The sequence below is a fragment of the Candidatus Cryosericum septentrionale genome (genome assembly GCF_003570995.1).
Lineage (GTDB): Bacteria > Caldisericota > Caldisericia > Cryosericales > Cryosericaceae > Cryosericum > Cryosericum septentrionale.
In genome coordinates, this window is the sequence record NZ_QXIY01000003.1 from 15203 (window position 1) to 28377 (window position 13175).

Annotated in this window: 13 protein-coding genes; 5 read left to right on the forward strand and 8 right to left on the reverse strand. The window is 60.8% G+C overall.

Annotated elements, in window-relative coordinates:
• Positions 1-74: 74 nt before the first annotated feature.
• From SMC1_RS01420 to SMC1_RS01430, 3 genes are read right to left on the reverse strand one after another with little or no spacing between them, the layout of a single operon-like run.
• Positions 75-716, reverse strand: coding sequence for a TetR/AcrR family transcriptional regulator (locus SMC1_RS01420; RefSeq protein WP_119085035.1), 642 nt, complete (start codon positions 714-716; stop codon positions 75-77).
• The gene (locus SMC1_RS01425) at positions 716-2947 is read right to left on the reverse strand and encodes an ABC transporter permease (RefSeq protein ID WP_119085036.1); all 2232 of its coding nucleotides are present in this window, start codon (positions 2945-2947) and stop codon (positions 716-718) included. Before SMC1_RS01425 ends, SMC1_RS01420 begins: the two co-directional genes overlap by 1 nt.
• A complete protein-coding gene (locus tag SMC1_RS01430; RefSeq protein ID WP_119085037.1) occupies positions 2944-3642 on the reverse strand; it encodes an ABC transporter ATP-binding protein in 699 nt (232 codons plus the stop codon). Before SMC1_RS01430 ends, SMC1_RS01425 begins: the two co-directional genes overlap by 4 nt.
• Before the next feature lie 256 nt (positions 3643-3898).
• On the opposite strand from SMC1_RS01430, the gene SMC1_RS01435 reads away from it, so the two are divergent.
• The 4 genes from SMC1_RS01435 (at position 3899) to SMC1_RS01450 (ending at position 6841) form a co-directional block, all read left to right on the forward strand.
• Positions 3899-5014: a glycerate kinase gene (locus SMC1_RS01435; RefSeq protein WP_119085038.1), complete on the forward strand. Its 1116-nt coding sequence runs from the start codon at positions 3899-3901 to the stop codon at positions 5012-5014.
• A gap of 51 nt (positions 5015-5065) precedes the next feature.
• A complete protein-coding gene (locus SMC1_RS01440; RefSeq protein ID WP_119085039.1) occupies positions 5066-5218 on the forward strand; it encodes a redoxin domain-containing protein in 153 nt (50 codons plus the stop codon).
• On the forward strand, positions 5215-5790 hold the full coding sequence (locus SMC1_RS01445; RefSeq protein WP_119085040.1) for a 2TM domain-containing protein: 576 nt from the start codon (positions 5215-5217) through the stop codon (positions 5788-5790). Before SMC1_RS01440 ends, SMC1_RS01445 begins: the two co-directional genes overlap by 4 nt.
• Positions 5791-5854: 64 nt before the next feature.
• Entirely contained in the window at positions 5855-6841 is a 987-nt protein-coding gene (locus SMC1_RS01450) for an aromatic ring-hydroxylating oxygenase subunit alpha (RefSeq protein WP_119085041.1), read from the forward strand.
• Between the two features lie 77 nt (positions 6842-6918).
• On the opposite strand, the gene SMC1_RS10840 is transcribed toward SMC1_RS01450, so the two are convergent.
• From SMC1_RS10840 to SMC1_RS01465, 3 genes are all read right to left on the reverse strand, one after another.
• Positions 6919-8667: a DUF2207 domain-containing protein gene (locus SMC1_RS10840; protein ID WP_207799260.1), complete on the reverse strand. Its 1749-nt coding sequence runs from the start codon at positions 8665-8667 to the stop codon at positions 6919-6921.
• A 112-nt stretch (positions 8668-8779) separates the two neighbouring features.
• Entirely contained in the window at positions 8780-10765 is a 1986-nt protein-coding gene (locus SMC1_RS01460; protein ID WP_119085042.1) for a DUF2207 domain-containing protein, read from the reverse strand.
• A gap of 10 nt (positions 10766-10775) precedes the next feature.
• Positions 10776-11345, reverse strand: coding sequence for a LemA family protein (locus SMC1_RS01465; RefSeq protein ID WP_207799261.1), 570 nt, complete (start codon positions 11343-11345; stop codon positions 10776-10778).
• A 281-nt stretch (positions 11346-11626) separates the two neighbouring features.
• On the opposite strand from SMC1_RS01465, the gene SMC1_RS01470 reads away from it, so the two are divergent.
• A complete protein-coding gene (locus SMC1_RS01470; protein ID WP_207799262.1) occupies positions 11627-12142 on the forward strand; it encodes a hypothetical protein in 516 nt (171 codons plus the stop codon).
• Here SMC1_RS01470 and SMC1_RS01475 read toward each other — a convergent pair.
• Together SMC1_RS01475 and SMC1_RS01480 are read right to left on the reverse strand one after the other, a co-directional pair.
• A complete protein-coding gene (locus SMC1_RS01475) occupies positions 12139-12318 on the reverse strand; it encodes a DUF952 domain-containing protein (RefSeq protein WP_165849119.1) in 180 nt (59 codons plus the stop codon). The two genes, SMC1_RS01470 and SMC1_RS01475, sit on opposite strands and share 4 nt — an antisense overlap.
• Before the next feature lie 30 nt (positions 12319-12348).
• Positions 12349-12846 (reverse strand): pyridoxamine 5'-phosphate oxidase family protein, encoded by a 498-nt coding sequence (locus tag SMC1_RS01480; protein WP_119085044.1) that lies wholly within the window; start codon positions 12844-12846, stop codon positions 12349-12351.
• Positions 12847-13175 lie beyond the last annotated feature (329 nt).

The following is a 13175-nucleotide window of genomic DNA, read 5'->3' on the forward strand; positions in this document are numbered from 1 at the left end:
ACGAGGGTCAGATGTCTCGTTGCTTCGCATTCTTCTCCAAGTATAGGAAGGTTCAGTCGTTCAGGAAAGGGCAATCAGGAGGGGTCTGTTTCGATGCCGTGGCGCAGCAGGGCAACATAGGTGTCTACCTCCCCAAACATGACGCTCCGCACGCTTGCGAGGTCAAGCGGTTGTTGTCTCAGGAGGGTCGTGTACTGCTTCCCCAGTCCGTCGAACGTCCAGGAGAGCAGGTGCATAGCCTGTTCGACGGTCACGCCCGGTCTGAAGGCACTCGTGTCGATCCCCTGGAAGAGCCGCTGGTATGTCGAGGCCGTGATCTCGGCCGTGGAGGCGAGCAGGGCGTCACGCAGCTCAGCCGGGGGGTCGGTCATGGCTTCCTGAAGGAATGCGAATGTCGACAGCTGCTCTTCGATCAGGGACCACTTGGTCAGCGTGTACTGTCTGAGACGCTCGAACAGGTCGGGGCTGGCCGGTCCCAGGCGTTCGTCGAAGCGGCGCATCACTTCGGTGATACACGTCTGAACAGCGTACAGGTACAGGCCCTTCTTGTCGCCGAAGTAATGAAACAGCAGCCCCTTGCTGACACCGGCTGCTTCGACGATGCGGTTCGTCGAGGCAGCCAAGTAGCCATTGCCGGCGAATTCGCGGATCGCCGCAGTGACCAGGGCGGTCCGCCTGCCGTCGGGGATGGAGGGGTGCGGCGATGCCGCCTGCATTACTCTCGCGCAGCCTTGAGGCTGATTGCCATCTGCACGCCCAGTACCTTGCGGCGTGCCGCTCTCAACGACAGCAGGTACGTGGCTAGCATGATGACGGCACAGAACAGGATCGACAGGGGTGAGAGCCGTATGGGCAGGCTGAAGCTGATGCCACTGGTCGTCGTGGCCAGGAGCCTCCCAAGGGAAGTCAGCAGCAGGGGTATGCTGAGAACGAAGCCGGTTGCTACTGCGACGATCCCCGACCCAAGGACCATCCGGTTTAATTCCTCTGCCCGGTACCCCAGGACCTTGAGCAGTGAGATGGTGACACGCTCTTCCTCGACAGTCAGCGTCGTGACGATCGACAGAGCCAACAGTGCAATGAAAACTGCTATGACCGCTACTGACCCGAGTGTCACCCAGAGCGGCTCAACGGCTGAGTCGAAGGCAGCGCGGCTTTGTGCCGTGGACATGGTCATCAGCACGTCCTGGGCTGGGATCTGCAGGCTGGTCGTGCTCAGAAGAGCATTGAAGCTGCTAGGTGGCGTGCCAAGGATGCTGTTCAGTCGTGTCTGGGGCATGATGACGGCTGCCGTCGTATACATCTCAGCCACGGCGTCGACGGTGAGTGTGACCTCCTGTCCGGTGACTGACTGCTGCATCGTCCAGGTATCGCCGGGCTGCAGGTCGAGCTTCTGCGCGAGGGCACGCGTGATGATGACGCGGTCGATGGGGATAGCCTGACCTGTGCTGTCGCGAGGGACCAGAAGCGTCGACGTGGCGGACAACCCCGTAACCTGGAAGGTCAGCTGGCCGTCGGTGGTCGTGAATGGCACGGACGTCAGCGCCTCTCCACCCCACGGGTTCTTGAGCCTCGGTGCCGTCAGCACGTAGGTGTAGTTGTACCGTGTATCCTGGAAAGCGCCGCGCACGAGCATGTCCATGGAGTCGCGCATCGCGCCACCGAAGAGGAGCAGATAGCCTGCAAGCATGGCCCCGAGCATTAGCAGTGTCAGTCGTGTCAGGCCGCGGATGGCCGCCCTCACGGCGAAACGGTTCTGGAACGAGCCGCGCGTGAGGTGAAGGGACCTCTCCAGGAGACCCGGGCGGGTGCTGAGGGTCGTCGTCTGCATCAGCTTGACCGGAGTTTGACCCAGAAGACGCGCCGCAACCAGCGCAACAGCCGGAACAGTGAAGAACACGGGAGCCACGATGCCGACGATGGCGGCTCTCCACGGGACGGTTGCCACGTACAGTGGAACGCTGAAGTAGCTGACCATAAAGTTCAGGATGGGACGCATCGTAAGAATCGACGAGAGGACACCCAGCACCGACCCTGACAGCGCGATGACCGCCGGAAGCGCAAGTTCGTGCAGGACCAGCTCACGTGTGGAGTAGCCCAGCGCCTTGAGTGTCCCCAGCTGGGCACGCTGCATGCGGACCATGCGGCCCTGTGCCGCAGCCAGCAGCAGCGACGCAAGCAGGAGGATGACCAGCGGCATGCTGGTCGATACGGACGCTGCTCCCTCGAGTTTGACGGTGGCCAGCGTGTAGCGCGGGTTTGTCGTGATGTCCTGCCAGTACGTAAGGCCGACCGTCTCGTCCAGCGCCTGTCGTGCGGTGGCCGTCACACCATTGATGGTCCTGACGTGCCAGGTTGCGAGAGCTTCGGGGGCACAACTGTCCATCGCAGCGGGTGTGATGACTGCGATGCCGAACGCCTTGGGGTCCAGAATGATGCCGGCATCGTCCGTGGTGCGGATGGGGTACATGTAGTCCGGGACGGCTGCGAACCCAACGACGGTGAACGAACGTCCCAGCAGGGTCATCCTCGTCCCCAGTGGGACCTTGAGCACGGTGGCGACGGTCTGACCGAGGAGCATCTCGTCGTCTGCCTGCACGTCACGGCCGGCAGTGATGGCGGGGATGTCCACACGCATCGTTTGTTCGAACACCCGCAGCGTGAGGCCGTTGTCGAGCGCAGCGTCGACTTCCCGGCGGCGTTCGATGGTAAGTCCGTGGTCGCGTTCGAAGGTAGATAGGGCTGCAAAGGGCTTCTGCGGCAGGAACGTGGCCGATTCGATCTGGGACTCGCGTTCGAACCGTGATCTGCTCTGGCCGATGTCGACGATGAGGGTGTTGAGGCTGACATACAGCATACAGGCAAGCATGACCAGGGTGATGCTGCCGTAGACGAGCCACTGGTTAGAGCGGACGGTGCGGGGGATGCGTTTCAGTAGCGGGCTCACCAGGTCACTTCCTCTGCCTTGATGAGGCGACCGACCAGACGATCCTCCTCGACTTCGCCACTGCGCAGCCGGATGACGCGGTCTGTCATGTCGGCGATGGCGGCATTATGCGTGACCAGCACGATGGTTGTGTGGTAGACCTCATTGACCCGGACAAGGAGCCGCAGAATATCCCGCGACGTGGCAAAGTCGAGCGAACCGGTCGGCTCGTCGGCGAGCAGCAGAGCAGGGTTCTTGACGACCGCCCGGGCAAGCGACACGCGCTGCTGTTCGCCGCCGGAGAGCTCAGCCGGGAACCGATCAGCCAAGGGCACAAGCCCCACGGCGTCGAGAACCTCATCAATGGACAGGGGCTTCTTCGCGATGTCTACTGTCACCTCGATGTTCTCGTGGACCGTCAGGTTGGGGATGAGGTTGAAGAACTGGAACACGAAACCCACGGTGTCGCGTCGGAATTGTGTGAGGTCGCCTTCCGATGCATGAGAGAGGTCGACCCCGGCGACGCGGACGGTGCCGGCATCGGCGCGGTCGATACCGCCCATGATGTTCAGCAGCGTCGATTTGCCAGAGCCAGACGGACCCAGGATGGTTACCAGCTGGCCCTCCGGGATGCTCAATGTGATATCCTTCAGCGCCCAGAACTCACCCTGCCCCATATGGTACCTGCGCCCCGCCTTGTTCAGTTCGATCAGCATGTGACATCTCCTCACGTTTTGTCTGTTGTGCCGTCTGTCCATCACGCGGCCATTGACCAGTCGGTCAATATTGTTGTCAGGCACGTACCGTTGTCAAGTCTCATTGGTCTGGAGTCCCACAGAGCTGCCGCTACAATGAAAGTGTGCAGCTTGGCGCAACATCACCGTCGAGTCGATGGTCGGAGGATTGGCCGTGCTCGCGGATGTGCTTGCCTTGCCGCTTTTAGTCCACTGAGGAGGCACAAAGGGGGTTATCATGGCGAAGGTACTTGTCAGCATGAACGCGTTCAAGGGAAGTATTTCCACGAAGGCCGCCACCGATGCCGTGGCGTTGGCGTTCGAGAGTGCCGGTTTTCAGGTCGAGAAGGTCTACCTTGCCGACGGTGGCGACGGGACCACCGATGTAGTTGCAGCGTTGGGTGGACGCGTCGAATTCGTGAGTACCTTCGATCCCCTGATGCATCCCATCGAGACGCCTGTGGTGTGGCTTGGCCAGACGGCGGTCATCGAGATGGCAAGGGCGTCCGGATGGGCGTTGATTGCCGCTGAGGAACGAAATCCCATGCTCACGACCACATGGGGGACAGGCCTGCTTATCAAACACGCAGTGGAGCACGGTGCGGACCGCATTGTCCTGGGCGTCGGCGGATCTGCCACCGTGGATGGTGGGCTCGGCATGCTGGCTGCGCTGGGTTTCAGCATCACCGACGAGGCCGGCAATGCCTCATGGCGGGGTGGCGAGGGACTGTCCCGGCTGGCCCGTGTCGTGGCAAACTCGCCTATGAAGCAGACCAGGCTGGTGGTCGCCAGCGACGTGACCAATCCTCTGCTTGGTCTGACAGGAGCAGCTCCGGTGTTCGGTCCGCAGAAGGGAGCCACGCCCGACATGGTGACATTGCTGGAGAAGGGCCTGGAACGGCTGGCTGACATCACGCTCCAGATGACGGGCGTGCGGCTGCACGATATGCCTGGGGCGGGTGCCGCTGGCGGTGTCGGTGGCGCGGCCGTCGCATGGCTGGGCGGTCACCTGGAGCCAGGCGCTGAACTCTTCATGGATCTCGAGAACTTCGACGCCCGAGCTGTGGGATGTGCCGTGCTCGTGACCGGTGAGGGAAGCATCGATTCTCAGACGGTGTATGGCAAGGCCCCGGTCCGTGTGGCGCAGCGTTTCCGCAAGGCTTCGCCGGAGGGGTTGACCGTGGCTATTGCCGGGGCCGTGCGCGATCGGGCACAGGTCCGCGAGGCCGGCATCGATGTCTTTGTCACGACCCTCGACCGTCCCATGAGCGAACGTGAGGCCATGGAAAACGGTTTGGCCCTGCTGACACAGGCGGCCGCTGAACTGGCGCATCTCCTGTCACTGAAGGGATGATGCCTCACCGTTCTGCGATATACTGAGGGCACTCTCGATCTGGAGGTACAGATGAAGACAGTCGGTGATACGCTTCCACCCTTCGAACTGCGGGACCAGAACGAGTCCACGGTACGGCACTCAGATCTGCGGGGCCATTGGATCGTCCTCTACTGCTATCCCAACAACATGACTCCGGGATGTTCGCAGGAGGCGTTGTCATGACGGAGCTCGAGGAGTACCAGAAGGCGAGGGATCGGGTCCAGGAGGTCAAGGGGTTCTACGCCCATGTGGCCATGTTTCTGGTGGCCAACGTTGCCCTGGCCATTCTGAATTTTGCCACGCTCGAGAAGAACGACGGCGTCATCTGGTTCATCTGGCCGCTCATCGGATGGGGCGTCGTCCTCGTGGTGCATGCCATTTCGGTCTTTGGTATCGGGCGATTCCTGGGCAGGGACTGGGAACAGCGCCACATCCAGCAGGAGCTGGACCGCCGACACACGGACCCCCCCAGGGGTAACCTGAAACGCCGCCCAAGATACGTGTCTCGTTCCGTCATTCCCGCGCACATGGGAATCCCTCCTTCCATCCGTCATTCCCGCGAAGGCGGGAATCCATCCTTTGGTCCTTGTCTGTCTAATATGAGATGTCGATGGCCAGATCAAGCTGACCCGGCGCATGTACCACCGGGTGTGCAATTACCAGCTGACCCCATATCTGGAACGCCGCCGGAATGGAGACGGCGAAGCGGCGGCCGTCGCTGCCGCAAGCACTCAGGAGTCACGGTACGGCCGTGAGTAGCATGATTCGTGCAGTCGTCCAGGGAGTGTCCCTGAGACGCAGCGAACGGGAGGTCACACGATGATTCGAAACCAGTGGTACGTTATCCTCGAATCGCGCGAGGTCAAGCAGGGAACGCTCCTCAGCGTCCGGCGCATGGGCAGGGACCTGGTCCTGTGGCGGGATACGAAGGGCACGGTGGAGTGCATGAGCGACCACTGCATCCACCGAGGGGTGGCACTCAGCGCAGGGAAGGTCAAGGGCGACTGCGTGGAGTGCCCGTTCCACGGCTTGCAGTATGACGGGCGAGGTCGCGTCACTGTCATCCCTGCAAACGGCAAGGACGCCCCTGTGCCGGCCACCTTCCAGGGCGAGGCATTCGTCGTGCGCGAAGCGCACGGCTACGTCTACCTGTGGTGGGGCGAGCCACGCGAAGAGTACCCCGAGCTGCCGTTCATCCCCGGACTGGACGACACGAGACTGACCTATGGCACCTGGCGCGATCCCTGGAACGCGTTCTACACACGCGCAATCGAGAATCAGCTGGACGTGGTGCATCTGCCCTTCATTCACTACAACACGATCGGCGCGGGGAATCGGACGATCGTCAATGGCCCTGTGGCGCGGCTGGACGGCAATATCCTGCGCGTGTGGGTGGACAACGAGAAGGATCACGGTCAGACCCCTCGCCGGCCGGACGAAATGCCGGTCCCGGAGCGGGATGCACAGCTTACCTTCGTGTTCCCGAACCTCTGGCAGAACAACTTGGGTCCGAACGCCCGTATCAGTGCCGCGTTCGTGTGTGTCGATGAACAGCACAGCATCCTGTATCTACGCTTCTATCGCAGGTTCGGCAGACTGCCCGTGGTCCGGCAGCTGTTCGACCTGCTGACCGGCCTGGCGGACATCACCATCGCGCACCAGGACCGCCGTGTCGTACAGACTCAGCGACCGTTTGTCAGCAGTCTGAACGGCGGGGAGAAGCTCATCCAGGGTGACCTGCCGATCGTTCTCTACCGCAGGCGTCGTGAGCAGCTCCAGAAGGAGGCACAAGCCCCGACTGCCTGAACATGCCGGAACGCTGGACGCCCCGGGATGTTCTTCCAAGGCCGTCTCTTCTCGCGGCTCTCGCAAGAGACAGGGCTCTACCAGCCACCGCCTCCTCCACCACCACCACCCCCGCCGCTGAACCCGCCGCCGCTGCCCCCGCCGAAGCCCGATTTGGTGCCAGGCGCCACTGCTGAAGCGCTGATGGCGTTGCTGAACCCAGTACCGATGCTGCTGGCAAACGCAGCTGGATTGGCCGGGTTCCAGTAGGCTCCGTAATACCAGATGGGCGCGTAGGGACGTCCCTCCGCGGCCATGCGCGCGAAGGCGCTGGCAAACTGCTCGGACCAGCGCTGCTCCACGTCCAGCGCAAGGGCATAGGGCAGGAACTTCTCAAACATCTCGGGTGTGCGTTCAGGTGAGTTCAGAAGATTCATGCGGTCCTTCTCGGTCACGGACAGGAACAGCTTGAACCCCTCGACCTCGTTCATCACCTTGCGTCCCGCTGCGGTGTATGACTTGAGTGCGACGCCGAACACGACGCCCATGACGGCTAGCGCTGCGAGGACGACCACGGGCGCGACGAACTGTGCCGCGGCCCCGGAGAGGGACAGGAAGGCGGTGACCACGGCTACGGCCACGGACAGGAGGATGCCGACGACAAAGTACCCAATGTTGCTGACAAAGAACTTGGGCTGGTAGTCCGCTTCGAGTGGGCGACGGTTGGCTGCGATGGCGCGCTGGATGTCCTCGGCGCTGCCCTGCTCGAAGTCGACGCGTGCTTTGCCACCGATGAGAGACCCGGCCAGTGCGAGCTCGTCGTCGGACAGGACGGTTTCGGGAGCAGTGTCCCGCTCGATCCAGTACTTCCTTCGTTCCTGGTGAATGCTGATGTACCGCTTCACCGCCATGTCGATGAGCGCTGCGGTGAACGTCTTGCTGTCGTGTCCCATGCGTGACAGGTACCGGACACCTCCGGGGGACGTCCCTTCGGGCGGTGCGAAGCGCGCGAAGATCGTGCCACGGTCGGGATCCTTGCCATAGCGATACCACACGCCCATGTAGTACAGGAAGACAAGCAGCACGCCGAGGAGGCCGACGATAAGGGCGCTGTTGTCGCGGAGGAACCAGCCCAGCCGAATTGTAGCAGTCGGCAGAGTCACGTATCCCTTGGGCCATCCGACGACGATGGTCAGGCCTTCACCAGGGAGGAGGACGGAGGTTGTGACAAACGTCGGGGTTCCGCTGGCGTCCTGCGTCGTTGTGACGGCGCTTGCCGTCGAACCGGCGGCACCCGTGTATGCGCTGAGGCCGGTGATCTTTGCGGCGGCACCTGTGGGGAGCGTGACGGTTGCCGATGCGCGCTCGATGGGAAAGAGCCAACCGCTGCCGGTGACGTTCCAGTACAGCTCGTCGTGGTCGGCGAAGTAGCCCAGCTCACGGTTCACGCTGAACCGCAGCACCCACGTGTGTTCGCCGGGGTCGATGAGGGTATCGGCGCTTCCGATCTTTACGCGCTTGCCGTTTTCCCAGTTCCCTACCGTGTACGGCTCGGCCTGTCCGTCCCGCTGTACTCCCAGGACGCGGAAGTCGATGACGAGCCGACCGCCGGTGCGTGAATTGGAGTAGATGGTCGGGAAGTCATAGTAGATGCCATGCTGGATCTGATCGCCGGTCACGATGGCCCTGATGGTGTTCTCGACCCGCATCGACCCATCCTGGTTGACAGTGATTGCGCTGTCGAAGCTGGTGATGCGCTCCTGTTCGGCCAGGACCAGCCCCGGGACGGACACGAGGAGTGCGATCGCCACCACGGCGGCCAGGATTAGCAGTCTACGCTTTCTCATGTGTACTCCTTTAGCTTCTTGATTTGTCAAATAACATAGCGCAGTTGAGGACAATACTCCAGCGGTGCACGGCAGACGCAGCCCACGAGCAGAATATACAGAAGGCGGCGATTCACCAGCCGCCGCCTCCACCACCCCCGAAGCCCCCGCCTCCAGCATCACCTGCACCTCCGCCGAACCCGGAGCTCTTTCTTGGAGCCACCGAGCAGGCGGCGATTGCGGACGCGAATGCTCCCGACAGCGATGAGCCGAGTGCCGAGAAGGTGGTGGAACGCCAGATCCCCCCGGAGAACCACACTGGGTGGTAGGCTAGCTGACCGGACGCATCAGTATGCTCCAGGATGTCGGCGAAGCTCTCGCTCCACTGTTGTTCGACGTCGAGGGCCAGCGCATAGGGCAAATACCGTTCGAACGTTTCAGGCGTGTGGTCGACCGGAGTCAACATGTTCATGTGGTCCTTCTCGGCGACGCTGAGATACAGCCGGAATCCATCGATCTGATTCAGAATCTCTCGACCCTGTGGCGTATAGGCGCGCAGGAGACGGAAGAAGATGACGTCGATTGCGACGGTCACGAAGACCAGTGCCAGGAGCAGGGGCCCCGCCATCACGACGAACGCGATTGTACCGATGATCTCGCCCAGCAGGAACGGTATCGCGAAGAGCGTGAGGCCGACAGACCTCGGGAGGCTGAAGATACGTTTTCCCGACGTATCTGCCGACCGTCCACGCCACGACGCGACGACCTCGGTCACAAGCGCTGCGACGCCGAACGTCCATATCGACAGCCAGATCGACATGAACAGAAATCCGAAGACCCTCTCGGGTTGCGTCGTGCCCAGCAGGCCGGCAGCGACGACGCCCGCGACGGAAAGAGCGATCCCCGTCGCTGCATAGCGGAGGTTCGTGACGAAGTACCCCTTGCCATACGTCGATCGCAGTGCCTGCTCAAGGGCCTTGCGGACTGCCTGAACGCGGTTGTGGGCGCTCTGCCTGAAGACAAGGCGCGTCTTCGAGCGGCCCTGGAACAGTTCCTGCAGGAGTTCGGTCTCGTCCGGGAGCAGGCCTGCTGGTGCCGAGCCGGTGGTGTCGACCGCGAAGGAGCCATCCTCATCCTGTGAGATGACCAGCGCACCCTTGACTGCGAGCCCCGTCATCGCGGCTGCCAGCCCTTTGGTGTCGCATCCCATGAGCCGCAGGTACCGAGTTGCAGCAGGGCTGAGTCCCTCAGGCGGCGCAAACTGCGGGACGATGGTGCCAGAACGGGGATCATGACCGACGCGCAACCACGTGAGCAGGTAGTACAACAGGAGGCCGAGGAGCGCAATCACGGCAACGCCGACCGAACGGTTGTCCCGCAGCCACCATCGCAGGGTCTGGAGCGATGATGGTGGAACCACGAACCCTTTCGGCCATCCGACGACGACGCTCAGCCCTTCGAATTGGGCCAGCGGGGCTGTCGTCATGAAAACAGGGTTCCCGCTGCCGTTGCGCGACATCGCGTAGTCCGTGCCTGTTGCACCCTGGGGGCCGGTATGGGCGGTGAGTCCGGTGATCTGCTGCCACGCGGTTCCGGGCAGGACGACTGTGCAGCTGGCGCGTTCGATGGGGAACTCCCAGCCGTTGCCGGTCACGTTCCAGTACAGCTCGTCGTGGTCATCGAAGAACCCTAGTTGACGGTCAGACGTGTACGTCAACACATAGGTGTGCTCGCCGGGTTCCAGGTCTACCGAGCTGGACCCCAAATAGACCCGGACACCGTTCGTCTGCCGGATTGCGTGCCATGGTTCGGTCGCACCGTCCCGCGTGAGGCTGACAACATGGAACGAGACGCGCACGGGTGCACCGCCCGGGTTTGTGTAGGTGGTGGGGAAGTCACGGTACAGATCATGCTGGATGCTGACGCCTGCCGAGACGAAGCGAATGGTCTCCTGCACCGTCATCGTGGAGTCGACATGGACGGTGACGACGCTATCGAACGACAGGATGCGCTCCGCTTCGGCAGCCCCTGCCCTGCCCACGGGGGACGGAAGCATGAGGGCTGCCATCAGCATGAGAACAGTGCAGGCGAGCTTCCTCACGGCCGGCACCTGATTCATCAAGGGACTACTACTTGTTGTCGAACGAGACCTTCGGTGCTTCGTGTTCCTCGGCGCCAGTCAGCTCGAAGAACTCAGCTTTCTTGAAGCCGAACATGGTTGCGACGAAGACGGACGGGAACGTCTCGCACATGATGTTGTAGTCCCGCACCGTGCCATTGTAGTACCGGCGTGCCATCTGGATCTGGTCCTCCAGATCTGCAAGCTTCGCCTGCAGGTCGAGGAAGTTGGTGTTGGACTTGAGTTCAGGGTAGGCTTCTGCGACAGCGAACAGGGTCTTCAGTGTCGCATTCAGCTGATTCTCAGCCGCGGCCTTGTCCGCGACACCGGTTGCATCCATGGCGCGGGAGCGCATCTCGGTGACTTCGGTGAATACCTTCTCCTCGTGGCCGGCAAACCCCTTGACCGTCTCGACAAGGTTTGGGATGAGGTCATAGCGGCGCTTCAGCTGGACGTCCATGCCCGACCAGGCTTCGTCCTTCATGGTGCGCTTGCGGACGAGCTGGTTGTAGATGCCAACGAGCCACACGGCCACGAGAACAATGACTGCAAGAGCGATAATCCAACCCATCCAACCCATTGTGTGTTCCTCCCTTTGCTGGTAGCGGAATTGCGGTGCCACCCAATGATGCCGGGTGCCTGTCCATAGTGTAGAGAAAACCGCGCGACAGCACAAGCGTCCTGTCTATGGGATTGCAGCCAGCACCGACGAGACCAGCGGCGTCAGCCGCGAGCGCACGCGGTCCCAGTCACCAGTACAGTGAGCCAAGGGTGTCGATCAAGAACCTGCTACGGACTGTGATATACTATTTTTAACAAGGGAGCAACTCATGAGAAGGGAGGTCTTGTAATACGAAGACATTGATTCAAGGCAAGAAACTCAAAGTATTGTTAATAGCGCTTATTGTTGTAGGACTTGGCATAGTCGTTTATGGCATTTCAGTCATAGTAATAAAGAATAGATCTGCTAACCAGAAAAGCCTATCAATTATTGAATACCGAAATAGTCAATACGGTTTTAGTTTTTCATTGCCTGAAAGCTGGAAAGGATATTCCATCATAGAAGATAGGTGGGAAGGTTCTGCTCTCGGTGGTGATGTAACTGTTGAGCAAGGTCCAATAATTCTAATAAGACATCCTCAATGGACTTCGGCAAATCCACGGCAGGATATCCCGATTATGATTTTTAGTCTTAACCAGTGGGGTTCACTTCAGCTAGGAGAATTCCATATTGGCGCAGCACCCATTGGGCCAGAAGAGCTTGAGCGTAACAGCAAATATGTATTTGCGCTTCCTGCGCGTTATAATTATGCATTCCCAACAGGATTTGAAGAAGTTGAGCAGATTCTAGAAAATAATCCTCTTGAAGCATTCTAATTGATGCACAGGAGCAGCAGGCCATGCCTGCCATGGTAATGGCTGTCCGCAACGTCCGTGATCTGTTCCAGTGACGCACAGTGGATGAAGCCGTCGTTCTCGTAGCTTTCGGGGACGTAGTCTCCTGAGAGCAGCGCCTGCTGCCACAGGTCTTCGGTTGTGATGTGATAGATCACGCCGTTTTTCCTCCAGTCAGGAATGTGGTGTTACGGTCGTGGCGTCGTCCCCTTCGCCTTGCAGCTGAGATGGTCGAACTGGACCTCTAGCACCATGACATGGGACAGATCTTCGTTGGGGAGCACCTCCTCGGGGACGCCGGGATGGCACTGACCGATGATGACATTCAGGTCCCGGCTCTTGGCCGAGGAGTCGAGGATCAATGATACGGTGCCGGTTCCGACGACGGTGACGTAGTTCGCCGTGCACTCCTTGCCCGTTGCCCCCATCACGAGCTGGATGTCCTCGTCGACCTCGACGCAGACGCGGGGGTTGGCGCGCAGGATGTCCAGCTTCCTGCCCTGGATTGCACCATGGAGAAGCAGGTGTTCGCCGTCCCAGCCGCAGTTCATGGTGACCAGGTACGGCTCGCTGCCATCCACCATCGCGACACGGCACAGCGTGGCACGTCCTAGAATGTGCCGTATGACGGTGGTATCCGTCACCTCGTACTCTTTCCTTCGCATTGGTCTCTCGGTCGCTCCCATGGTTCCTCCCCTGCCCCTTCAGGGGCACGCGCACAGTATATGAGAAACTCCGCGGTCGTCACGGGCTGCGGAGCGGGGCACTGCATCTCCCAACGTGTCCAGAGCGCTTCGTGGCCACCCTCTTGACATTACCGTGATGCGTATTAGATTAGTAGTGCACCAAGACGCTAGGTAATACAATGACCGTCCAAGGGACGGAGGAGGCGTGACATGGAATTTGATGACAGGGCTCCCATCTACACACAGATCATGGACCTGATCAAGAGGCGGATCGCCGTCGGGGAGCTAAAGGTCGGGCAACAGCTACCGTCGGTTCGTGACCTCGCCCA

Coding starts and splice junctions, on each gene's coding strand:
- SMC1_RS01420 (WP_119085035.1), bottom strand. CDS start 716: ATGCAGGCGGCATCGCCGCACCCCTCCATCCCCGACGGCAGGCGGACC.
- SMC1_RS01430 (WP_119085037.1), bottom strand. CDS start 3,642: ATGCTGATCGAACTGAACAAGGCGGGGCGCAGGTACCATATGGGGCAG.
- SMC1_RS01435 (WP_119085038.1), top strand. CDS start 3,899: ATGGCGAAGGTACTTGTCAGCATGAACGCGTTCAAGGGAAGTATTTCC.
- SMC1_RS01440 (WP_119085039.1), top strand. CDS start 5,066: ATGAAGACAGTCGGTGATACGCTTCCACCCTTCGAACTGCGGGACCAG.
- SMC1_RS01445 (WP_119085040.1), top strand. CDS start 5,215: ATGACGGAGCTCGAGGAGTACCAGAAGGCGAGGGATCGGGTCCAGGAG.
- SMC1_RS01450 (WP_119085041.1), top strand. CDS start 5,855: ATGATTCGAAACCAGTGGTACGTTATCCTCGAATCGCGCGAGGTCAAG.
- SMC1_RS10840 (WP_207799260.1), bottom strand. CDS start 8,667: ATGAGAAAGCGTAGACTGCTAATCCTGGCCGCCGTGGTGGCGATCGCA.
- SMC1_RS01460 (WP_119085042.1), bottom strand. CDS start 10,765: ATGAATCAGGTGCCGGCCGTGAGGAAGCTCGCCTGCACTGTTCTCATG.
- SMC1_RS01465 (WP_207799261.1), bottom strand. CDS start 11,345: ATGGGTTGGATGGGTTGGATTATCGCTCTTGCAGTCATTGTTCTCGTG.
- SMC1_RS01480 (WP_119085044.1), bottom strand. CDS start 12,846: ATGGGAGCGACCGAGAGACCAATGCGAAGGAAAGAGTACGAGGTGACG.